At 45.5% G+C, this 23639-nt stretch carries 20 protein-coding genes; 2 read left to right on the plus strand and 18 right to left on the minus strand.

Translation table 11 applies throughout. The features are described 5' to 3' along the window. The first annotated feature begins 14 nt into the window (after window positions 1-14). Entirely contained in the window at window positions 15-854 is an 840-nt protein-coding gene (locus NST47_RS27915) for an SDR family oxidoreductase (protein WP_341158039.1), read from the plus strand. A 42-nt stretch (window positions 855-896) separates the two neighbouring features. Here NST47_RS27915 and NST47_RS27920 read toward each other — a convergent pair whose 3' ends face one another. The 10 genes from NST47_RS27920 to NST47_RS27965 form a co-directional block, all read right to left on the minus strand. Next, complete coding sequence (locus NST47_RS27920) at window positions 897-2072, minus strand: MFS transporter (protein ID WP_341158040.1); 1176 nt, start codon at window positions 2070-2072, stop codon at window positions 897-899. 34 nt (window positions 2073-2106) lie between these two features. Continuing rightward, window positions 2107-3093, minus strand: a complete 987-nt coding sequence (locus NST47_RS27925) for an ABC transporter substrate-binding protein (RefSeq protein WP_341158041.1) — start codon at window positions 3091-3093, stop codon at window positions 2107-2109. Between the two features lie 208 nt (window positions 3094-3301). After that, complete coding sequence (locus NST47_RS27930) at window positions 3302-4309, minus strand: helix-turn-helix transcriptional regulator (protein WP_341158042.1); 1008 nt, start codon at window positions 4307-4309, stop codon at window positions 3302-3304. Between the two features lie 36 nt (window positions 4310-4345). Next, entirely contained in the window at window positions 4346-5341 is a 996-nt protein-coding gene (locus NST47_RS27935) for an ABC transporter substrate-binding protein (protein ID WP_341158043.1), read from the minus strand. Window positions 5342-5532: 191 nt separating this feature from the next. Then, window positions 5533-6552, minus strand: a complete 1020-nt coding sequence (locus tag NST47_RS27940; RefSeq protein ID WP_341158044.1) for a Gfo/Idh/MocA family protein — start codon at window positions 6550-6552, stop codon at window positions 5533-5535. A gap of 27 nt (window positions 6553-6579) precedes the next feature. Beyond that, window positions 6580-8151, minus strand: coding sequence for a hypothetical protein (locus NST47_RS27945; RefSeq protein ID WP_341158045.1), 1572 nt, complete (start codon window positions 8149-8151; stop codon window positions 6580-6582). Window positions 8152-8202: 51 nt separating this feature from the next. Beyond that, window positions 8203-9090 carry a carbohydrate ABC transporter permease gene (locus NST47_RS27950; protein ID WP_341158046.1) on the minus strand — a complete coding sequence of 296 codons (888 nt, stop codon included), beginning with the start codon at window positions 9088-9090 and terminating at the stop codon, window positions 8203-8205. Window positions 9091-9120: 30 nt separating this feature from the next. After that, window positions 9121-9981: an ABC transporter permease gene (locus NST47_RS27955; protein WP_341158047.1), complete on the minus strand. Its 861-nt coding sequence runs from the start codon at window positions 9979-9981 to the stop codon at window positions 9121-9123. A 215-nt stretch (window positions 9982-10196) separates the two neighbouring features. Continuing rightward, a complete protein-coding gene (locus tag NST47_RS27960; protein ID WP_341158048.1) occupies window positions 10197-11897 on the minus strand; it encodes a sensor histidine kinase in 1701 nt (566 codons plus the stop codon). A gap of 14 nt (window positions 11898-11911) precedes the next feature. Then, window positions 11912-13453: a response regulator gene (locus NST47_RS27965; protein ID WP_341158049.1), complete on the minus strand. Its 1542-nt coding sequence runs from the start codon at window positions 13451-13453 to the stop codon at window positions 11912-11914. Between the two features lie 114 nt (window positions 13454-13567). On the opposite strand from NST47_RS27965, the gene NST47_RS27970 reads away from it, so the two are divergent. After that, a complete protein-coding gene (locus tag NST47_RS27970) occupies window positions 13568-15325 on the plus strand; it encodes a sulfatase-like hydrolase/transferase (protein ID WP_445667405.1) in 1758 nt (585 codons plus the stop codon). 15 nt (window positions 15326-15340) lie between these two features. On the opposite strand, the gene NST47_RS27975 is transcribed toward NST47_RS27970, so the two are convergent. From NST47_RS27975 to trxB, 8 genes are all read right to left on the minus strand, one after another. After that, the gene (locus tag NST47_RS27975; RefSeq protein ID WP_341158051.1) at window positions 15341-16492 is read right to left on the minus strand and encodes a serine hydrolase domain-containing protein; all 1152 of its coding nucleotides are present in this window, start codon (window positions 16490-16492) and stop codon (window positions 15341-15343) included. A 42-nt stretch (window positions 16493-16534) separates the two neighbouring features. Next, a complete protein-coding gene (locus tag NST47_RS27980) occupies window positions 16535-18139 on the minus strand; it encodes an ankyrin repeat domain-containing protein (protein WP_341158052.1) in 1605 nt (534 codons plus the stop codon). A gap of 53 nt (window positions 18140-18192) precedes the next feature. Further along, entirely contained in the window at window positions 18193-18459 is a 267-nt protein-coding gene (locus NST47_RS27985; RefSeq protein WP_341158053.1) for a YkgJ family cysteine cluster protein, read from the minus strand. 149 nt (window positions 18460-18608) lie between these two features. After that, window positions 18609-18812, minus strand: a complete 204-nt coding sequence (locus NST47_RS27990; protein WP_341158054.1) for a hypothetical protein — start codon at window positions 18810-18812, stop codon at window positions 18609-18611. A 255-nt stretch (window positions 18813-19067) separates the two neighbouring features. Continuing rightward, window positions 19068-19961 (minus strand): peptidylprolyl isomerase, encoded by an 894-nt coding sequence (locus tag NST47_RS27995; RefSeq protein WP_341158055.1) that lies wholly within the window; start codon window positions 19959-19961, stop codon window positions 19068-19070. Window positions 19962-20320: 359 nt separating this feature from the next. Further along, complete coding sequence (locus tag NST47_RS28000) at window positions 20321-21529, minus strand: multidrug effflux MFS transporter (RefSeq protein ID WP_341158056.1); 1209 nt, start codon at window positions 21527-21529, stop codon at window positions 20321-20323. 51 nt (window positions 21530-21580) lie between these two features. Further along, window positions 21581-22381, minus strand: a complete 801-nt coding sequence (locus tag NST47_RS28005; protein WP_445667484.1) for a polysaccharide deacetylase family protein — start codon at window positions 22379-22381, stop codon at window positions 21581-21583. Between the two features lie 172 nt (window positions 22382-22553). Then, the gene (gene trxB / locus NST47_RS28010) at window positions 22554-23501 is read right to left on the minus strand and encodes a thioredoxin-disulfide reductase (RefSeq protein ID WP_341159771.1); all 948 of its coding nucleotides are present in this window, start codon (window positions 23499-23501) and stop codon (window positions 22554-22556) included. Window positions 23502-23639 lie beyond the last annotated feature (138 nt).

Here is a 23639-nt window from a genome sequence, read left to right on the forward strand (position 1 = left end):
AGGAGTGATAGGGCTTGAGTTCAGTTATTTGTATCACTGGTGCATCATCAGGAATCGGATTGGCTACCGCGATTAAATTCGCAGACAACGGATGGACTGTATATGCCGGAACCCGCAATGTTGAGCGCGATCAAGAGCTATATGCACAGCACACGAAGCTTCATTTTCTGAAGCTGGAAGTCACACAGCCTGAGTCGCTGCAGGCTGTCTTTGATCGGATCGAGCAGGAGCAGGGTCACCTCGATGTTTTATTATGCAATGCCGGATTTGGCTTTTTGCGATCCTTGGGTCAGGCTACATTTGAGGATATACAACGTGTATTTGACACGAATGTGTACGGGGTCATGCACTCGATTCGAGGTGCGCTGCCACTCCTCAGGAAAGCAGCAGCGCCGCATATTATTGCTACCTCCAGTGTTGGCGGGATCGTCGGACAACCTTTAAATGAAATCTACTGCTCCAGCAAATTTGCCGTTGAAGGCTTACTCGAAAGTATGGCGACCTATTACAAGCCATTGCTTAATATCGATATTACACTGCTTGAGCCAGGAGCCATCGGAACCCATTTTAACGAGACGGTATTTAATCATGTAGCCAAAACCGGTGGTATTCTTGAGGATGAATACAAGCCAATTATTGACAGCTTTATTGAAAGCTTTTCCAAAAGAAATACCGTTCCGCAAACTCCCGAGTCCGTAGCGGATGTGGTGCTGCAGCTTGTTGCTATGGAAACCAAGCCGCTGCGTCTGCGCACCTCGGAGGCTGCCGAAGCATTTGTCAGCACGAAAGTAAGCAACGACCCTACGGGCCTCGAAAGCATGTTGAAAGTGCGCAAGCTGCAATTAAATCTGTAAACGTAATTAATGGCAGCAAACAGAAGCCCGATGCAGACTCCATCAGGCTTCTGTTTGCTGTACACTCCTTTTCCTGAGGACAAAAATACCAGACAGGCAGATGATAAGCACACCGAACGAATATGGAAAAACCATATGAGCGGTATACAATGACGTACCTACAACAGGTCCAAGGAATGATCCGCCACCTTGCACAGCCGCAATAAAGGCAGCAACTCCTCTCTGCTCATGGTCCTGCACCGCCAGAGACGCGCCCGAGCTGTATCCAAGCAGCGTAAAGCCGATACCAATTCCCAATATTGCAAAATCTATATAGGCAAAACGAATACATGCTAACAGTCCCAGCAGCCCCAATGCGACAAATAACAATCCGACGCGCAGCACCGTCCTGGGCTGCCATTTCAAGTATTTACTGATCACAATTTGTGATGCGACGACCATAACGCCGGAAATGGCCAAACCAAGTCCGATCAGCTGAGTCGCTTCCCGGGTATCGTAACCAAGCGTATCCTGCACATAAAATCCGATGGTCACCTGAACGATGTTCAGTACAAACGATAGCGCAAGCCCGATCCATAAATAGAGGCGTATTCGCGCATCATTCGGCGATAGCGCTGAAGCTTGCCGATGAATTTCCTGGTTCGGCTCGTTTGGAATGAAAGCCAGAAACAGGATTGCCATCGCGAAAAGCAATATCGCAGCCGCATACATCGGCGCCGTAAGACCTACCGACGCCATCCCCCCACTCAACGCTGGTCCCAATACGAATCCGAGGCCATTGGCAGCACCAAATAGTGCCATTCCCCGCGTACGTGTTTCCTGTGTCGTCCATCCCATCACGTAGGCTTGCGCTTTCGCCGGAATACCCCCGAAGAAAAATCCCGCAATGGCGCGCAGCACTATAAAAATCCAAAACAGAGCTGATGAGTACAATGCATGAGCTTTTGCATAATCGGCAAGCAAGGCAAATACGATGAGTGTCACCAAGTAGACAAGCATAATCAACACCAACATCTTTTTTCTGCTCATAAACGTCATTTTTTCCCAAAAATATCCACCCAGGAGCCAGCAAAGTCCTGTTACCGACACCAAACATCCCGACTGGATTTCACTTAATCCCAAATTACGCGAAAGCGGACCGATGATCGGGTTGAAGGCGGCGATTGAGATCATTCCACACAATACAATAAGGAACATAATCATAAATCTGTATTTCACAACCCATCCACTCCTCTTCTCTATATTGCGTCCTTTATTTCGCCAGCGCCTTCATGATTTCTTCAATACCGTCGATTTTGGCAAGTGCCATCGGGCCGGGAAGTGAAGGATCCTTCAGTTCATAAACGCGATTGTTTTTCACCGCATTCAAGCTGCCCCATACCTTGCTGCCTTCCAGCGCTTTCTTGACGCCTCCCTGAATCGGGTTCTGCCAATTGTTAATAATGAAAAGATGATCAGGATTTAATGCAGCCAAACTTTCCAAGGACAATTGTCCGTCTGTTTGCACACCAGCTATCGGCTTCAGTCCAAGTCCTTTATAAAATGGATCAAACCGCCCGTCATTCCAGGTTACGAACTGCTCCTTGCCTCTGTACATCGCGAACATTACAGACTCATCACTTCGAAATGCCAATTTTTCTTTATACTCTTTAGATTTGCGATCAAATTCGGCAAGTACGCTTGCGGCTTTATGTTCTTTGCCGATCACCTTGGCAATTTGCTGAAGTGTCTCACGCCAGTCCCCTGCTTGGGGAAGTATAACGGTTCGTGCAATTTGACTTAGCTTCTCATACTGATCCTTCATATCATCCGCGGCGATAATCAAATCGGGCTGTGCGACCAGCAGTTTCTCCAGATCGACCTCCATACCAAGATCCATGATGTCTTTCCCCGCCAGACGTTTGCTCAAACTTGGAAAATTCCGTTTGATCGTTTCAACCCCTTGCGCAGCAATCGGATATTCGTCCAAAACAGCGAGGTAATCGACAAAAGCAATATAGGGTGCGGCTATTTTAACCGGTTTTGCCAGGATCACGGTCTCCCCCTTCAAATGGCTGATCGTTCTCGGAAACGAAGAGACAGCCGTGTCACCCTTGTTTGTTGTATCCGACTGCTTATCCACTTCCTTGCCGGCATAATTCGAGTTCGTCCCGGTACAACCTGCTGTCAGCCAAATCGTAATAAGGATGAGTAAAAACGAATACGTTCTTTGACCCCACATCTTTTTCCACTTCTCCATTTGCTTGCTCCTTGCCGTTATAAGCCTGGAAGGCTACAACTTTAATTTGATATATTGTAATTGAGATTCATTATCAATAAGCTAATGATACTACGCTTGCAAGGCAAGCTTCTACCTGCAGCCGGATTACTTTGCTGGTTAATGGGAACCGACCTACAACAAAAAAACTACTCGAAGGAGCAGTTTCAGGTGCAATTCTATTCACCTATTAATAGGACTCACGCAATGCGGAGGAGCTTCGAACAAAAACTCCGGGATTGACCCCATACTTCTCTCGGAATACTTCCGAAAAGTAACTGGAGTTGGAATAACCGACCGCAAATGACGTTTCGCTCACGTTCATCTTGCCCTGCTCCAGCAAAAGAAAGGCCTTTTCCAACCGCTGCTCGCGCAAATACCCGAATACGGTCGTTCCATACATTTCTTTAAAACCGCTCTTTAATTTAAAATCATTTAGACCAATCATCCGTGATAATTCGAGCAGTGTGGGCGGGTCTACCATACGGTCCAATATAATATCCCTCGCACTCTGGATTTTGTGCATATCACTCTTGGACAACTTAGGAGAATCCGGATTGCAATCAATCAGAAAAGATCGAAAGGCCAGAGATAAAAGCTCCAGTACACTGCACTCCAGCTCAAAATTTCGGGTATGCTGTGCAATAGCAGCTTGCATCATTCGTTTCACAACAACGGTAGCCGCTGGATGAATCGTTTCCTGAAAGATGCGATAGGACCGATTGCCAAGAAGCTGAAAAAAATCGACCGATCTCTCCCCGCCAGCCTCCTCCATAAAATGATGAAAGGTCGAAACCGGGATTCCGATACCGAGCATTAGAAAAGGCTGATTGCCATCGAATTCGAAGCGTACATCCGCATGATTCATAAATTGCAGGGTACAATTTCCCGGAACAAACTCATGGCGCATTCCTGCAACACTCACTTCTCTTGCCCCTTGTAAGCAATAATTAAGCTCTACCATAGCGGTTTCGGTGAAAAGCTTCAAGGCGTGATTACGATGTAAGGTGTAGTCAGAAATAACCACTTCGATATCGGTACGAGGGATAAAGCGACGAATAACCCCTTCCCCCATTTGTGAATGGAACGTCATCTGCTCCGTATGATTGACATTGTTCCTCTGCAGCTCGAACCCGTCGAAAAAAAGATTAAAGTTTTGATGAAAGTCTGACCTATTCTTGTATTCTGCTTTTGTCATACCATCCTCTTTCTTATTGCCTTGGTATCATCGGTCTTACCTTTTGCCTGGTTTCGTTATATCGCCCGCAATCTGCTCCATGACTGCCTTCTTCCCCATTGCAAAAAAGGCTTCGTTATAATTTTGCCTGCTTGTCATCCGGTATACATGTCCAGATTTGACAGCTTTGAGGCTGCTCCAGATTTTGCTTTGTTCCAGCACATTTTGCTCTCCGTCTGTGAGTAAAATCAAATGATCGGGATCATACGTGGAAAGCCCCTCCAGGCTCATCACCTTACCACCCCACGGATCGGGTTCCGGCGTCCCCGGAGCTTTGGGCAGTCCAAGATCATTAAAAACGATATCAGCCAATCCTGTGCGGGCATAAATCCGAATTTCCTTCTGCGTAGATTCGATCACAGCAAACGTTTCCTGCTTGGTGACATCGGTAATTTGATCATGCAATTGTTTGGCGCGTTGATCATACGCCTTCAGCCATGCCTCCATCTCTCCCTTCTTATCGAGTACCTCCGCTACAAATGCAAATCGTTCCCGATAAGCGTTAAAACCATACGGCACTCTCACCGTTGGAGCAATCTTTACCAGTTGATCATATATCTTCTCTTGTGTAGGTCCTGCCAGTATCAGATCGGGATCCGCTGCCATGACGGCCTCTATGTTGATTTCGGTTTGAAACCAGCCTGCGATACTAACGTTTGTCTGCAATTTGCTGGAGAGAAGCGGCGTAACCTTCCCGGGGTTCCCCATGTCGGTATTGCCGGTCAGTACAGGTTGAAATCCAAGCAGCAGCAGTTCTTCGGTGGAACCGGAAATATCTGCGATTCTCGCGGGGTTGGCTGGAATGACTACATTTCCCTTAGCGTCCTTAACGGTACGCGTCTGCGGTGTGGCTGCTCCATTGGAAGCTGATGGGGAATTCACGGATCCAGACGAAGCTTCACCTATGTCATGGTTCGGACTGCCACATCCGGACAACACAAACACCAGCAACACAGCGACACCAGCAAGCGATATTCTTTTAACGCCTAGCATATTCACAACCCTTTCCATTATCTCAGTGATAACCATTCTCAATGTAATACAGTTGATTATACTTCATCACAAAGAGCCAAACCACCTGTAGACGGATTACTTGGCGGTTTGGCGGATTATATTTTTAGATGTAACCGGATCATACTGCTGCCTTTTACATTCAACTTAACGAGGTAAACCCTTGCCAATTTTTATGAATTCAGCACTTGAAGGTAATCGTCATAGGCCACCCGTTCCTTGCGGTGAATGGATTGGATGACCGTATGTGCCATAAGATGGCTCTTAATATTGTCCATCAGATCGGTATCGGGTCTCGTATCATGCCGTACCGAATTGATGAACTGGTGCAGCGAATAGCCTTGACTGCTGTACTGCATTTGGGGTAAAGGAAGTTCCTGCCTCTCTCCACCTTTCCCGCTCAAATACGGAATATCATTACATAGCTCGACTGCGCCTTCACTTCCAGTTATGCGGATCTCACCGTTCCAGGTAGTGGAAGATCCGAAATCGGACAAGCTTCCGAAGTAATTCATCAGTACGCCCTTAGGAAATTCGAAGATGGCGCCGCCCACTGTAATGCCTTCACACCAGCTCCAGGATGGACGAATTCCATGTGCGGTGACATACTCTGGCTGACATTCCAGTAAATATCGGATTAGATCGAAGTGGTGAATGCTGACATCAGTGAACAAAAATTCCCCGGAATGTACGCGCCATGTATCAACATTCGAATTGTGCAGCCTTCTGAAGTTATAGTCGATATACCCGATGTCTCCGATGGAGCCGTTCGCAATTGCCTGCTTCATTGCCTGAATCTCGGGTGTCCAGCGATAGTTCTGATTAATCATCACTTTCTTGTCATAGCACTTATACTTGCGAACGAACTCCACTGCTTCCTCGAAGGAATAAGTCAGAGGCTTCTCCAGAAATATATGAAGGCCTGCTTTCATCACATCAAAGGCAATTGTCATGTGCGTCTGTGGTGGCGTAATGATCATGACTGCATCTGCCTGTACGCTGCTCAATGCCTCATTATGATCGTGGAACATCGGTATGGCCTTGTCTTGTAAAAGCTCTCCCGCATACTCCAAATTTTCATCGGCAACATCCACAATAGCTACCAGATCGACCTCCGGTTCCTTAAGTACAGTTTTCAGCCACGATCTGCCGAATCCCCCAACACCGATTTGAATTACTTGTAAGGGTTCCAAAGCCGCCCATCCTCCCCCATCAGCATATTACTTCTTGAAGTTCTCCTCGTATTTCTTCTGGGCCTCTTCCATTACCTTGGAACCGCCCGCTTTTTTCCACTCTTCAACATATTTATCAAAGTCGCTGACAGGTCGCTGCCCGGTAATCATATCAATAAAATATTTTAGCGTCATTTGATCCAGCGTATCGCTATTTTCGTTATATGCGGGTATTTGAATCGGCTGTAAAATATCATATTTGCCTTTACCTATGTGTTCATTAGCCCTGCGGATCGGCATCATTTCGTTAAGGGTCATGTACGGAGTCTGAAATTCATAATCGTTGAAAGATTTACCCAGGAACGTATACTGCTGTCCAATCCCGAACTTGATCTGTTCCTCTTCTTTATCATACGGAGGCAGATAAATAAAATCGCCTTTATCACCCTGTTTATAGGTCTTGCCTTTTTCTCCGTAAACGATATTTTCAAATGTCTCCGCATCGAAGGCAGTCGCATCGGCAACCTGCAAATATTTGGCCATTTTCCCCTTATCTTTTTCCATATGCTTGCCAAATTGTCCGCCGGAGCTTGCAATCGGATTTGCCTGCACGCTACCCTGCTGTCCGTCCGGTCCCTTCGGTCCCGCAGTCAATAACCAGCTCGCATTCGGCACATTAGCACGAAGCTTATCATAATACTTGCCATCAAAAAAAGCAGCCCGCTGTAAAAACTGATACCAGGGAGCGGTGACAATTCCGACTTTGCTGGAAATGACCTTATCGTCCACATTCTGGCCTTTATTCAGCACGAATTCGGGATCGATCAGCTCCTCCTTGTACCATTTATTGAGCAGCGTAAGCGCCTGCTTGGCACCGGGTTCGATCTCACCACGGACAATCTTGCCATTCTTATCGGTGAACGTACCGGGGAACACACCGAATGCGCCAAATATAGGGCTGAATATATCTTTAACACCTGCAGCTTGACCTGTCCATCCGTACGTATCCTTTTTGCCGTTCTTGTCGGGATCATTGTTGCGGAATTTGCGCATGGCCTCTTCAAATTCTTCCAATGTCTCAGGATTTTTCGTAATCCCTACATTGTCAAGCCAGTCCTTACGGAGACTTACGACAGCACGGTCGGGACCCAGCGTCTGGATGATCGGCATCGAATAGTTTTTGCCGTCTCTTCGGTACAGCTTCAACGGATCATCACCCAAGTGCTTCTTCAGCCAGGCCCAATAACGCGGGGCGTTTTTCTCGATAAGCTCCTGGGGAATCTCCGCTACTGCGCCCTGATTGACAAGCTTTTCGTATTCGGGAAAGCCCAGGTCCACCCATACATCCGGAATTTCCCCGGAAGCCACCTTCAGCAGGAGCTCATCCTTGAAATTATCCTTAGATCTTGGAAGCTGCTCCACTTCGACGTTGAATTTTTGCTGTACATATTTAACGGCATATGAATCCTTGACCGTTTTATCAAAATTTTGATTCAGATAGGTCAGCTTGTATTTTTTGTCTGCCTGGGGCGCTTCGGTTTTTTCCCCGCCTGTGCTTGTTTCCGAACTGCAGCCTGCAAGAACTGCTCCCATTAAGACTGCACTCAACGTCAACGGCATTATTATTTTCATAAAAACCACCCTTTCTTTAGTCGTATTCTGGAATCTTATTCACCCTTTAACCGCACCGATCATGATGCCTTTGACAAAATACTTTTGCACAAAAGGATAGATCACGAGCATCGGCAGGACCGAGAACATGATGACTGTAGCCTGCAGCTGGCGTGTGGAAAACATATCCTTCTGATCGAACTGATACAGCATCGTGTTCAGCTGGTCCATATTATTGTCCACAATGATTTTTCTGAGCACAACCTGCAGTACCTGCCTTTTCGAATCGGTGATATAAATCATAGCATCGAACCAGGCATTCCAATGGTTAACCGCAATCCACAAGGCCACGGTAGCCAGCACCGGTTTGGAAAGCGGTACGATAATTTTGCGAAAAATAAAGAAGTACCCGGCACCGTCCACACGTGCAGATTCCTCCAGGCTGTCCGGTATAGACCTGAAAAAGTTTCTCATTATTAGTGTATTAAAGGCACTGATCATACTTGGCAGCACGAGCGCCCAGACCGAATTAAAGATACCCAGCTGCTTAACGAGCAAATAATTAGGAATCAAACCTCCGCTGAACAGCATGGTGAACAAGACGAACGAGGTGATCGTGCGATTGTACGGCAGGTCCTTTTTGGATAAGGGATAAGCGAACAGCGCAGTGAAGAACAGACTGAGACCTACGCCGAGGACCGTACGCAATATCGTATTTCCATAACCGGTCCATATCGCTTTATATTGAAAAATCACATGATAGCTTTCAAAGGAAAGCTTGCTTGGGAGAAGAAGCATACCAGTTGTGTATAAGGTGCTTTCCGCACTGATCGACGTAATCACTTGGTTCCAAAACGGATACAAGGTGATGACCGTGATCACGATCATGAGCAAATACAACGAGAATTCGCCTATCTTCTCTGCGGACGTTTTTTTCGTTTTTATCATAGTCTGCATGCCTCCATCAGATACGCTGAATTACCAAATGGTATGATCCTTTCCTCCCATCATATGTACTGCTTTATTGACGAGCACGATGAGCACAAGAGCAACAACGGATTTAAAAAGGCCTACCGCCGTCGCGTAGCTGTAGTTCGTTTCCACCAATCCTTTTCTATAAACGAAAGTATCCAGTATGTCCGATACTCCATATACTTTAGGATTATACATGTTGAAAATTTGATCGAAGCCTGCATCCAGCACGTGCGCCATCCGTAAAATGAGCATGATGGAAATAACGGGTAACAGCATCGGTATCGTAATATAGATCATTCTTTTAAAACGGTTGGCTCCGTCCATGATAGCTGCTTCCTGAAGCTGTGGGTCGATTCCGGCGATGGCGGCAAAATAAACGATCGAGCCCCAGCCGAAGCCCTGGTATATGTCCGTGAGGATCAGGATTGTACGGAAATAACGGTCATCTGCCATAAACAATACCGGATCAGCACCAAACAGCTTGATTATGGCGTTGACAGGACCGTTCAATGAAAAAATGCTAATAAAAATACCTGCCATAATGACCCAGGACATAAAATGCGGCAAATACGAAATCGTCTGGACCAGCTTTTTAAACCGCTCACTTGTAATTTCGCTTAGCAGAAGGGCGAAACCAATTGGAATGGGGAAGGCGAACACGATTTTATAAAGGCTGATAATAAGGGTATTATTCAAGACTCGATAAAAGTTCGGATCGGCGAATACTTTGTAAAAATGCTCAAGTCCGACCCAAGGACTGGCCATAATACCCTGCATAATTTTAAAATTTTTGAAAGCGAGGACAACACCGTACATCGGAACATAATGGAAAATAATAAAGTACAGCAGACCCGGCAGCAGCATAAAGTAGAGAACCTGATAATTTTTTAGCTTCTTTCTGAACTCACTTTTCGTCCTTGAGACGGTTTCAGTACTCTGATTGGCTGCTATAATTCGTGCAATAATAATCTCTCTCCTTTCCAGCTATATAAGTTATGAATGCGCATTCATTCCTGTTTAATTAATATAGCACAGCACCATTTTATTTTAATTATCAGATTTTTTTGAAAACTATCGTTTTATTGCTTTCTATATTTGGGAATGGTCATAATCATCGCAGTCCCTTGTCCATATTCACTGAATACCGTAATGCCATACTCTTCACCGAACACGAGCTTGATCCGCTCATTCACATTTTTTAACCCATAGCCCTTGGATTGCTGGATCAAAATATTGTCCTGTATTTCCTTTGGGATGCCCGGTCCATTGTCTTCGACCACAAACTCGATCCATTCCTTATGGGCTCGAACGGTGATTATCAGCTGCCCTCTGCCTTCTTGTTTCTGATCGATCCCATGCAGGATCGCATTTTCAACAAGCGGCTGAATCGATAAATTCACCGTATCGTATTGATACACCTCATCATCGATATGATAGCTCACATCAAAGCTATGATCGTGCATCACGGATTGGATTTCCACAAACGACTGGGTGTTCTGCAGCTCATCCCTGACGGTTGTCATGCTTTCTCCCCGGTTAAGAGAGGTTCTGTAAAATCGGGACAGTGTAGTCACGACATGGCTAATATCGGTTGCGCCAATCTTCAGCGACTTCCAGTTGATGATAGATAACGTATTGTACAAAAAGTGAGGATTAATTTGAGCCTGCAGCGCTTTAAACTCTGCTTCCTTTTGAATAATTTTGTTTTGATATACTTCTGTCACCAGTTCATTAATACGAAACAGCATACTGCCGAAGCGATTCGTTAATTCACCGATTTCGTCCCTGTTCTCGCTGCGTATGTCCAATTGCATATTTCCGTACTGAACTTGTTTCATCAGTTTGTTCAAATGATAAATCCGTTTGATCATGGTGTGTGAAAATATCCAAATGAGCGCGAACAATATGGCGATACAGGCAACAAGGAGTATGACTGTTGCCTTGACAATGCTGGTTGCATCCATCGATATGTCCTGCTCCGGTATATAATAATGAAGCATCCAATCGGAATGATGCAGGGGAACATTAATTACAATATATCGAATGCCCTCGATATCGGCTGTATTCTCAGGCTGTGTTGGCAGCTGTATGATTTGGTGTTGAAATATGGCAGCGTCACGGTGGTTGGAATAGACGACGTTGTGCTGCCCATCGGAAATAAAAAGTCCGTCACGAGCCGAATCAACCGAAGAAACCGACGAAAGCGACTCAAAAAAAAGCTCCTTGTTCAATTTCAAATACAAAATACCTTCCATATTGTTATAAAGTATTGTCGGAAATTGTCGATACACAACGAGTTCGTCATTATTATGATACCAACCTGTCTGCTTTTGCTGCATGGCGGCGTTATACCATAGACTATTACCCTTTAGCCTGTTCAGGGAAAGGATGGAATCGCCATATTCCGGCATAGTATCGGGCATATATACGGTGAGCTGCAGCATGTCTTTATTCAAGCTCTTGAGCATGCTGAAATAAGGGTCCACATACTTTCTTAAATCTTCGGAAAGCAGTGTGAGACTTTTATATTGGGTGCCAAAAATACGCTGAAGTCCTGTATTCATCACAACGGAGTCGACCGTTCGCTCGTATTGCACTGTCTTTTCGTTCATGCCTCTTGCCATCGTACCTACCGTATCCTGTAAGCCTTGGACGGCCTGCTTGCGAAGAAACAGCTTGGACTGGTTATAAGAATAAGTCCCCAATAGCGCTATCGGAATTAAGCTTACGATCAAATAAGATAAAATGAGCTTTTGCTTGAAACGCATATTTCTAAACATGTGCAGCGGGTGACTCATACGGTATCCCCTTCCCTGTATCTGGCGGGGGTTTTGCCGTAATAATTTTTGAATATGGAACAAAAGTAAGCGAAGCTCGTGTAACCCACCTCATTGGTAATATCGGCAATTTTCATATTGGTGGTTCGAAGCAGCTCACCCGCTTTTTCCAGCCGATAGCTGGTTATATACTTGATGAGACTGGAGCCGGTTTCTTTCTTGAACAGATGGCTTAAGTAGCTTGGAGACAAGCCTGCTTTGTCCGCCAGGGAATCCAGACCGATATCCTTGTGATAATCGCGGTGAATCCATTTAAGCACCTCGCCAATCACCTTTCTGGAAGGCTCGACTGCTGGCTTCGACCTCTCCTCAACCAGCTGGATCATTAGATCCTTGAGCTGCATCAGGCTGCCTGCCTTAAATATGTGATCGGCAAACCATTGAAATGACATGTTCGAGTCACGATTGAAGCTATCGACATATTTTTTGGCAATTTCAGCACATATGTATTTTACGTAAATGGTAGATAATTGATTATTGAGGTGCAGCTCTGTAAACAGCTTCTCAATCGCGTCCAGAATCAAATGAGACTCACTGTAGCTGATATACCGTGATATTTCCTCAAGCATATTGTTGAGGTCCACTGGCACATCCTGCTGGGATGCACACATATCCTCTGCAAACAATACAGCCGAAGCAGACAAGAAAAATTTGCATTCCAGTATCTTCTCCATCTCCTGATATTCGGCAGGAACCATTTGAAGATCTTTCAATAAGCCACTGAATACGATCACACTATCGACCTCGTAATGTGCTATGAGGAACTCCTGAAGCTTCTTTCCGTATGGCTCCAGCTGCATCTTGTCCCAATTCCCCTCCAAACGCACGAAAAGCACGCTTTGATACTCATTCAAGTTCAAATACATACAATCCCACGGGAGTACACTTGTTAATTGCGATTGTAATCCTTCCGCGACTGTATCGAATAATTTCTTCCTTGTATCCAAGAGAAGGAGCCGAAATGCCGTGGCTTCCTTTAGCCAGCCTTGATGATTCCGTGCAGTTCCTATATGGTCTGCAGACTGGGTTCCATGAAGTAAATCAAACAGCATTTGCTCCTGCACATAACGATTCCCGATTTCGTACACTTGCTGCAACTGCTGCGATCTTGCCCTCTGCTCACGATCCTCATCACATAAACGGACAACCTCCGTCACCACCTCAAGAAACTCGGATACTTCAACAGGCTTCAACAAATAGTGGACCACCTGAATATGGATGGCCTGCTTAGCATATTCAAAATCGCCGTATGCGCTTACAATAATGACCTTAAGCTTGGGATAAAGCACCTTTGCCTTCGCGGCCAACGCTAACCCGTCCATGAACGGCATACGGATATCGGTGAACAATATGTCTACCGCATGCGTTTGTAAATATTCCAGCGCTTTGATACCGTTTTCCGCTTCGTTAGTTTCCAGGGTCAGCTCTAGTTTTTCGATTAAAAACTTGACGCCCTCCCGCTCGATTTTTTCATCATCTACGATCAAAGCCTTATACATCGAATCACCTTCGCTTCCAGTTTGAACTATAGTACTGTGCAGGTTCCATTCATCTATCTTCATAGGACAAAAGCATGCCGCATATTACTTAGACATGACATAATGACGGGGTGTATGATGACACGTACCAGGAACATTCAGAAGCCTAATTTTCTTGTTATACTCGTTGATGAACAGAGGTATCCCCCTGTATATGAGAACCGCGACATCAGAGAATGGCGTGCACATAATCTCGTTACGCAGGAGCTGCTAAGAACGAACGGACTTGAGTTCAATCGGCATTATATCGGAAGTGCTGCCTGCTGTCCCAGTCGAGCAACATTGTTTACCGGACACTATCCGTCCCTTCATGGTGTCAGTCAGACTAATGGAATCGCCAAGGAAGCCTCCGATCCGGATATGTTTTGGCTTAACAGAAACACGGTCCCAACAATGGGCCATTATTTCCGGGAGGCAGGCTACCAAACCTATTATAAAGGGAAATGGCATGTTTCCTACGAAGATATTATTATCCCCGGCACTCACAATGGCCTATTAAGCTATGATCCCGTAACCGGTATACCCAATAAGCAAAAAGTAGATTTATATCTTCATGCCGACCCTTTGGATGACTTCGGATTCTCCAGTTGGATTGGACCGGAGCCGCACGGGAATAATCCCCGAAATTCCGCTTCTTCAGCTGGAATTGGAGTCAGCGGCAGAGATGAGTTCTATGCTGCAGAAGTGGTTGAGCTTATCGAAGCACTGGATCACAAAAAACACGACGACGGGCATCTGGAGCCTTGGCTGCTAGTTGCCTCCTTTGTGAACCCGCACGATATTGTATTGTATGGAGCACTGACAGCCCATAATCCTATGTTTGATTTCGCAGTGGAACCGATGCCGCAGCCTGGCCCTCCGCCAACCATTCACGAGCCTCTACATACAAAACCCCAATGCCAGGCAAGCTATCGTGATGTATATCCACGGGCGTTGCAGCCTATATTTAACCAGCCTCATTACAGTAAGCTGTACTACCAGCTGCAAAAGAATGCCGATCAGCAAATGCTCAAGGTTTTCGAATCCCTCACCAAATCCTCATTTTATGACGAAACGATTGTGATATTCACCTCGGATCACGGAGACCTGCTCGGCGCTCACGGCTATCTTCATCAGAAATGGTATTGTGCTTACGAAGAATTTGTTCACGTGCCTTTGATCATTCATAACAAACAATTATTTGCCCAAGAAGCACATGTCGATAAACTGACAAGTCATCTGGATATCATTCCAACCATGCTTGGATTGGCCGACGTTGATCTGGAAAAGATACAAAATAGATTGCGCCAAAAATTCAGCGAAGTTCATCCCTTTGTCGGGCGTGATCTGTCATCCTGCCTGTTCGGCGTTGAGTGCGAACGAGTGGATGAACCGATTTACTTTATGACCGATGATGATGTGACGCGCGGTCCACATCAAGTAAATCCACTGGGTATTCCCTATGCTTCCGTTATTCAGCCCAACCATATCGAAACCGTAATTGCCTGTATCACAAGAAATGATAAGCAGCAATTGTGGAAATTTTCCCGTTACTTTGACAACGATCAATTTTGGAGCCATCCCAGTATCCGGGATGAGTCTTTCACTCCTGTTGGGAGTGTCTATCCGCATCCCGAGGGTGGCTACCAGACTTACAGCATCTCTATCAAAACAGAACCAGTCGCAGATGAATATGAAATGTATAATTTATCTGAGGACCCTCTCGAAACTCGCAATCTCGCCCATAATGCTTTTGCCACAGAGGAAACGAAATCTATTCAGGTGTTGATGGCACAACTTCTGAATGAGCAGCGGAAACAAAAGCGACTGATTCCGCATCAAACCAAATCGTAATTGTAAACCATTTCTCTACTCCAACGCTCCATAAATGACAGCCCGTAGACGATTATGAATGTAAGGCTCCAGACTCGGCAGCATCTGCTGCATGTAAACGACAGATAATTGTTCCTTAGGGTCGATTAACACCCAAGACCCGGCTAGACCTGCCCAGCCAAATTCACCAATCGAGCCGTTAAGACCGCCCTCTGCCGGGTCGATCAAGACTCGAACTCCCAGACCATAACCAAAGCCCTTCATCTGCAGCCAATTGAAATCCTTAAGCTGCTGGGGTCCCAAATGATTGGTTGCCATCAATTGTACGGTTTTCCGTCCAAGAATCCGCGCCCCATCCAATTCTCCGCCCCTTGCCAAGGCCTGCGCAAATCGGCTGTAATCACCTATCGTTGACAGCAGCCCGCTTCCACCGCTTTCGTGAATACATCCCTGCTGATAAGGGGCATCTCGCTCCGTATTAGGGGTTAGTGTCCCGTCTTCTGCCCGGTTATACATCATGCTGAGACGATCTCTTTTGTCATCTGGAATCCGAAATGAAGTATCCTTCATCTGCAGCGGCTCGAAAATTTCCTTTTGCAGAAACTCTCCGAAAGAAACACCGGACCATACTTCGATCAAAGCAGCCAGCACATCGTGGCTTGTACCATACTTCCAATGGGTTCCCGGATCAAAAGCGAGTGGAACCGTCGCTAGCGCTTTGGACAGCGCTCTCATATCCATCGTAGCGGTGGCATTTTCCATAACGATTCGTGTTAGCCGTTCGGTTTCTGTACCATCCCCGCCGTAGGTAAGCCCCGAGGACATGGTGAATAAATCCTTGATCCGTATCGGTCCTGATGCGGGAGATATCGATCTTAATCCAAAATCGTTATATCGGTGCACCGAAGGATTCTTAAATTCCGGCAAGTAATCCTCCAGTGGATCGTTTAGCATATAGATTCCTTTTTCGTAAAGCATGAGAGCCGCGGCGCAGGTCAGCACTTTGGTCATTGAGTAAATTCGATAGATCGTATCTGAATCAAGCTTCTTTTTCTTGTCCAAATCTGCATAGCCAAAGCTTTCCTGATACAATACCTCTCCACTTCTGACAACTGTAATGGCGCAGCCTGCAGGTCCTTTTTCCATAAAGCTCTTCAGCAATGGCGTCAAGCGTTGTAAACGTTCCATTTCATTAGCCCCTTTCGAATTGGCATTCAATTAGTAGTGTCATTATTTTCCGAGAATCTTTAGTAAATCAGCACTATTCTCACATCTGTTCACCAACTTGACAGCATCCGTAACTGGCAGCTTGTCCCCATCTATGGAGGCATAATAAGAAACCAATTTCGCACCGTTGGCAGCTAAAAATGAAGTGCCTGCAGCATCGCATTCTATAAGTGTTTTTCCCAATAAACTATGTGTAACATACGAGTAACTGTATAAACCATTAATGTCAACACCGGAGCGGATTAGATACTGGGCTGCATCAAATTTTTTATTTTGTATAGCGTAGACAATCGGTGTATATCCTCCTGCCTCTGAACCAAATCTGAGTTTGGGATCAGCACCATTCTCGAGCAATGCTCTTACCAGTTCTGCCGTACCTTTTACTAATGCAATTCCGAGAGGTGTTCCATTAAATCCATCAAAAGCAGACAAATTTATGTTCACGTTAGCTGCTTTAACTAATTGAGGTACTTCCTCGACTTTTGGCAGGGAGAATAATTGTAAAGCAGCCATATCGTAAGAGGTTGCATATTCTCTCAGGAAGTTTGCAATCTCCGTAAACCGTTTACGATCATCATTAGCATTCAAGTAGGCTGCGACAATATAAGGAGTATACTCATGTATCCGTAACAAAGGATTCGCACCGATCAGTATCAATTCCTTCACCATCGATAAATTACCAGACCGGATTGCCTTGATCAGTGGGGTAGGATCGCCAGCCGTAGCTGCAAAATCGGGCGATTGTCCGCATTGGGTAAACTTGTTAACCATATCCTTACGATCATTTCCAACAGCCATCAAAATGTTGTAGTCCACATTATGATCCGTTATGCTGTAGCCTTGATCTGTTAACCGGATACCTTTACAGACTGGTCTATCTAAGGGATCTTCATAGGTGTAAGTGATGATTTTTACAAATTGAAAGGTATGACTAGTAAAATTATATTCATACTGTGCCTCTCCAAAAAGGCCCGAGTGATAAATTGACTTATAATTTCTAATAAGCGAGCCTCCCGAAATATCTGCTCCGCTGAATGGATTCAAATCAATATCTTCCAACTTATGATCAGATATAGTTCCCAGCAATTCCGATGGCGCGTTTTGATGCGTGAGCGATTTGGGCTGTATTGTGCTAAAATCTATATGCTTCATTGACAATTTCCCATCGATTCGAACAAGCGTAGATAGAAAAGAGTCCCCTCCAGAGCCGCCACTTATATTGTGCAGAAGCAATGCATGCTTCCCTTGTGACGAGAGCTGTACAAAAGAACCATCTATTCCAGCAACCTCTTCTTCAAGCTTCTCACCGTTGGAGAGCGTTATGGAGAAGTTACGTTTATAGCCTTCTGTTCCATTGATAACCGCCACGGCATCAAATGTTTTACCATCAAGCGTGACTTTGTAATGGTTAACAGATGGATCTTCAGTTGTGCTTGGATTGAATGTAGCAGCAGATGTGATCCCAGCATCCGCAGTTGTGCTTTGTGTATTTGCTAGATTTGGAGTCTCCTTACCAATTCCGTTGCTATCAATCGGCTTCGCCTCACAAGCAGCAAGCAAAAATACAAATACGACGGCTGCCGCAAACCGTTTGACAGACTGACCCAACAACAGAAATCCCCCTCGTTCACAGTATGCTGCCAGCAGCACCTGATCTATGTCTATTTTATTGATGCTGGAGTAGTTGCTTGCTCGAGTTCCGATAAAATATGGAAAGCCTCTTTGTTCGTAAATCCACACATATCTACGGAAGGTTGTAGACTGCTGCACACAGCCGGGCGTTCGGAGGAACCGAATAATTTGCATGTATTTTGATCGGAAAGCTGTATACATCGGACTCCTGCCGGCTTTCCATTAGGCATTCCAGGGATTGAGGAAGAAATTGAAATGACTATGCAGCAGGCCGCACAACCCAATCGGCATTCCAAAGCTTAACCCCCACTCTTTTCCATTTTTCCTTATTATAGCATATCACACCCCTAAGAGAACCCAGACAAAAAAGACCCTCATTCCATTTCCTCTCTTCTCTCGAAACTGGTTATTCGATGCCGGAAAGATCATGGAGTTGAGGGTCTTTTTATGCTGATGCATGAATATTGGGCGTAAAATTTATACAATCGTCAAGTCTATTAATTTTGTTCTCTAGTCGCAGCAGCAGTTCATCCAGTTGAGCCATTTGGTTGCACAGCTTCGTATGTTCTACCTTCATTGTCTGAATCATCAAAGCTTCTTGTTCATTGTTGAGTTTCATCTCTGTCAAGGTGCTCGTGTTAGTTATCATATGTCCTCCTCCTCGAAATGAACCACATGTATATAGTTCTCCTTTAATGGTTTATTTAAGTGGGCTCTCATGTAATTAATCCTTTTATTCCAATTAGATGTCTCCACATTATAGCTCTGCACGGGTTGTCCTTTCAAATGCAGCAAGCCTGCTGCTTGGATTCAAACCCAAAAAGACGGCAACCGAGATTTCCTTGTAAAAGGAGCCTGGTTACCGCCTGCGGAATCACTTGATTGTGCTAACTTTTACTGATGGTTAGCTGGTCAAATAGTTCTCGATTGAAGCTCCCGCTTTCTTTTCCTCAAGCCAGCTCGAAGCTTTATCTGAAACCTTTTGCTTCATCAATGTCGTATGAATTTCTTCCTTCTTTTCATCCAAGGTTGGTGTAGTTGCCTGTTTATGATCGGTCACTTTAATAATGTGATAGCCGTTTGTTGTCTGAACTACGTCGCTGACGGCTCCAGTCTCAAGCTTGAAAGCTGCTGCTTCAAACGGTTCCTCCATCTCGCCTTTAGCAAAGTAGTTCAAATCCCCGCCATTGCTTTTGGTCGCTGTGTCCAGCGATTTATCCTGAGCGATTGTGCTAAAGTCCTCACCATTCTTCAACTGCTGCTCTATGGCATCGGCCTCTTCTTTAGTGGCAACCAAGATATGTGAAGCTTTCACTTGCTCCGGTGTTTTTAAGGTTTCCAGATTATCTGTATAGTATTGACTAATTTCATCATCGGTCACTGTTATTTCTGGCTCCAAAATCTTTTCAATCAGCAGTTCTGTTTGTATGCTTTGCTTTAGCTGATCGGATGTCATTCCGTAAGTGTCCAACGCCTGATTAAATTCGTCTTCAGAAGCAAATTGTCCTTTGGTTGATTCAAGTGCGCTATCGATATCCGTTTGCTGCACCTGAACGCCTGCCTTCTTGGCTTCCTGCTGAATCAATTCCTGATCGATTAAATTTTGCAGCGTTTTTTCGCCACTCGAAGCCAACACTGCATTGTACAGCTGTTCCTTGGCTATGGAAACTCCATTTACTTTGGCAACCGATTCTTGCCCTTTACTTACCGGAGGATATAGAAGCATATAGGTGACAAGGACGATTAACAATAATAAAGTTGAGGTGATCCATTTATAGTTCGTTTTTTGGGTTATCATAGTCAACTTCCTTTCTCTGGTTGAGTTTCTTCTTAGATGAGGTTATATATGACGATCAATAAGGTGATCATTATGAGAGAACGCAGTGGCAGCGAGTATTGGGAACTATAGGTTCTTAACATGAATACACCTCCTTGATGGATGCTTATCTCTGTTACGCTATGAATTATAAATTGTCCACCTGAATAAGAGCTGACCGTTAACTGAATGAATCCTGAATACAGAATAAACCAATCTTCCAAACTGGAGACATGACAAAAAGCACCGCAAAGGAAAATAGTTTCTCCTTTAACGATGCTTTATACGTCAGCCGCGGCAGACGATGCTTCTTTAAGTTACAACCATCAGCAGAAGTCTCCTTATGCAGCGAGCTCTTTCCTTGGCCTTCTTACGAGACCGAGATAAGCAAGTAAAGCAATTACACTCGTAGATAGGATAATCACGCCCAAGGGAACAGCCGTATGCTCACCTGCGATTCCGACAAGAGGGGAAACCACCGCACCCAAGATAAAGGGAATTAAACCAAGCAGTGCCGCCGCGCTGCCCGCGACATGACTTTGATGCTCCATGGCCAATGAAAATGATGCTGTTGCCGTCATCCCGATCGAGGCAACAAAGAAAAAAAGCGGGATGACAAGTGCCCATAAAGGACCATGAACAAGGGCTGCAATTAATACGGCCGCGCTGGAGCATCCAGCTAACAGCAGTCCTGTCAGCAGGAGGCTGCGTTCTGAGACCCTGTGGGTCAGCCTACCCACGATTTGAGAGCCGATGATTAAACTGATTCCATTCGAGCCGAATAAAATCGCAAACAGCTGAGGTGATGCTCCATAAATATTTTGGTAAATAAATGGCGTCCCTGATACATAAGCAAATACTCCGGCAATCATAATACCTTGTGCGAGTGCGTAGCCGGCGAACTGAGGGTCTTTTAACAGAGATTTGAAATTTCTTAATACCTGCATAAAGTTGCTGGGAACACGCTGCTCCACAGGTAAGGTTTCATCCAGCTTCCAGGTAGTCATGATGCTCAAGAAAATGCCGATTAAGCCCAATACAACAAAAACGCCAACCCATGTTGTAAAGGAGATGATGCCACTTCCTACCACAGGTGCAACGAGCGGAGCCAAATTACTTACGAGCATGAGCAAGGAAAAAAACTTGGTTAACTCATGACCGTTATAGACGTCGCGAACAATGGCTCTCGAAATGACGATACCGGCAGATGCAGCAAAGCCTTGAAGAAACCGGACGACGATAAAAAATTCAATGTTCGGTGCGAGGGCACAGGTGAACGAAGCTGCCAAATATAAGATCATGCAAATCAGCAGCGGCTTGCGTCTTCCATGTACATCGCTTAAAGTTCCCATCACCAATTGTCCCAGACCGAGTCCTAACAGACATGCCGTTAAGCTAAGCTGCACCAGTGAAGCTGTCGTACCGAATTGTGCTACAATTTCAGGAAATGAAGGCAAATACATATCTATGGTAAAAGGCCCCAGAGCTGAAAATGTACCCAATAGCAATGCAAATCGCAGTTGATTTCGTTTCTTTTTCTCTATATTCATCGTATGATTCTCCTTGTTATCCACCCTAAGTTTATTGCAGATTGCTAATGGTTACGCCAGCTTCACAGTCGCTCCGGCTGCGATCTCTACCGACTCACCATCTACACCAACACACACGGATAATGCCGTTGGGTTATGTACAATCGTGCCCGATACCGAAAAGCGAAGCTGCCTTGACGCTGTCATGTAAGCCACAATCTCCGCATTCGTTGCATACCAGATGTCCGGCTGATTCCCGATCAGCTGACCGAACTGCTCCATCCTTTCCCAGTTATTATCATTCTCGAATTCATAGCTGTGACCCCACACATACAGTAGAGACTGCCGTGAATATTTGGGCTGGTGCGCGAGAAACTTCTCACCATACTCCAGCATCAGCTTGTGATGACAGGTTGGCGACCATAGCAGCCAATTATCCGGCATCGTAAATTCGCCATGACTCTGAACCGTTCGCGCATATTCAATGCCTAATGAAGGAAGCATAGTAACAACCTGATCACTCCAGGTGCCAAACGGGTATGACATGCCCCGAACCGGATAGCCTACCAGCTCTTCGAGCGCCTGACGGTCTTCTACAAGCTCCATCACGATTCGCTCCGGTGGAATCAGCTCCAAGTGCGGATGATTCACGGTATGAGCCGATACTTCATGCCCTGCGAACAGCGCTGCCGTTTCTTCTGCTGTAATATACGAGTCCTGACCGAGCTTGCCCGAATTCAAATGGAACGTTCCTTTGAGGCCATGGCGGTTCATAATGTCCACCAGCCTGCGATCATGGATTCGCCCATCATCATAGCTTAAAGTGACCGCCTTCATTCTGCCGCCTGGAAAGCGATCGAAACGAACTTTCATCATAACATCCCTCTTCACTTGTGGAATCGAATAGCTGAATGATCATGTCTATCCTACCCTATCAATTCAGGGATGACAATATGAGACGAATGGTTTATATGTAAAGATGGATGAGACCCAGCGATATTTACCAGAAAAAAGAGAGGCTTATGCCCCTCTTCTTGTAAAATGATTAGCGAACAGCTTGCAGATGCTCACTTTCTACAGCTTCCAGGAAACGTTCGCAATCCAATGCCGCCATGCAGCCGGTTCCTGCCGCACTGATCGCTTGGCGATAACGGTGATCCTGAACGTCTCCGCAGGCAAATACGCCTGGGATATTCGTTTCAGTTGTACCTGGATTCACCAGCAGATAACCTTGCTCATCGGTTTGCAGCTGATTATCTAAAAATTTGGTGTTAGGCGTATGACCGATAGCGATAAAGATGCCATCTGTTTCAATAACCTCTTCTTCATTCGTGCTGTTGTTCGTAACTTTCAAGCCGGTAACACCACGATCATTAGTAAGAACTTCAAGCGGAGTTTTGTTCAAGCCCCAGCTGATTTTTGGATTTTGGCGTGCCCGATCCTGCATAATTTTGGATGCACGAAGCTCGCTGCGGCGATTGACCACCACTACCTCGGATGCAAAGCGAGTTAAAAAGTTGGCTTCTTCCATAGCCGAATCACCACCGCCGACTACGATAATCTTTTTGTTGCGGAAAAAGAATCCGTCACAAGTTGCGCAGGTGCTTACACCGCGGCCAACATTTTCTCTTTCACCCTCAATGCCCAAATATTTGGCTGAAGCGCCTGTGGAGACGATGATCGTCTCTGCTACAATATCTTCCCGACCTTCAATGGAAATACGAAATGGGCGGTTGGAAAAATCAATTTTGTTAACCCAGCCTGTCTGAAATTCAGCACCGAATCTTTCCGCTTGCTTACGCATATTGTCCATCAGCTCAGGTCCCATGATCCCTTCGGGAAACCCGGGGAAATTCTCGACCTCTGTTGTTGTCGTCAGCTGACCACCTGGCTCTGGACCTTCAATAATCAATGGCTCCAGATTGGCTCTGGCCAAATAAATAGCTGCTGTTAGTCCTGCTGGACCTGTTCCTATAATGACTGATTTATACACGGATGTACTCATGGTAAGCTCCCCTTTATTTACGATTATGATTGGATTGGGTGGTTCTTCGATATGTCTATATTACCAGAATCCAAATCCTGCCTCATGAAGGTATCGTGAAATTCGCATGAAGATCCGATGAAATAC

Origin of the sequence: Paenibacillus sp. FSL H8-0034 (genome assembly GCF_038000305.1) — a bacterium.
In the GTDB taxonomy this organism is placed as follows: Bacteria; Bacillota; Bacilli; order Paenibacillales; family NBRC-103111; genus Paenibacillus_S.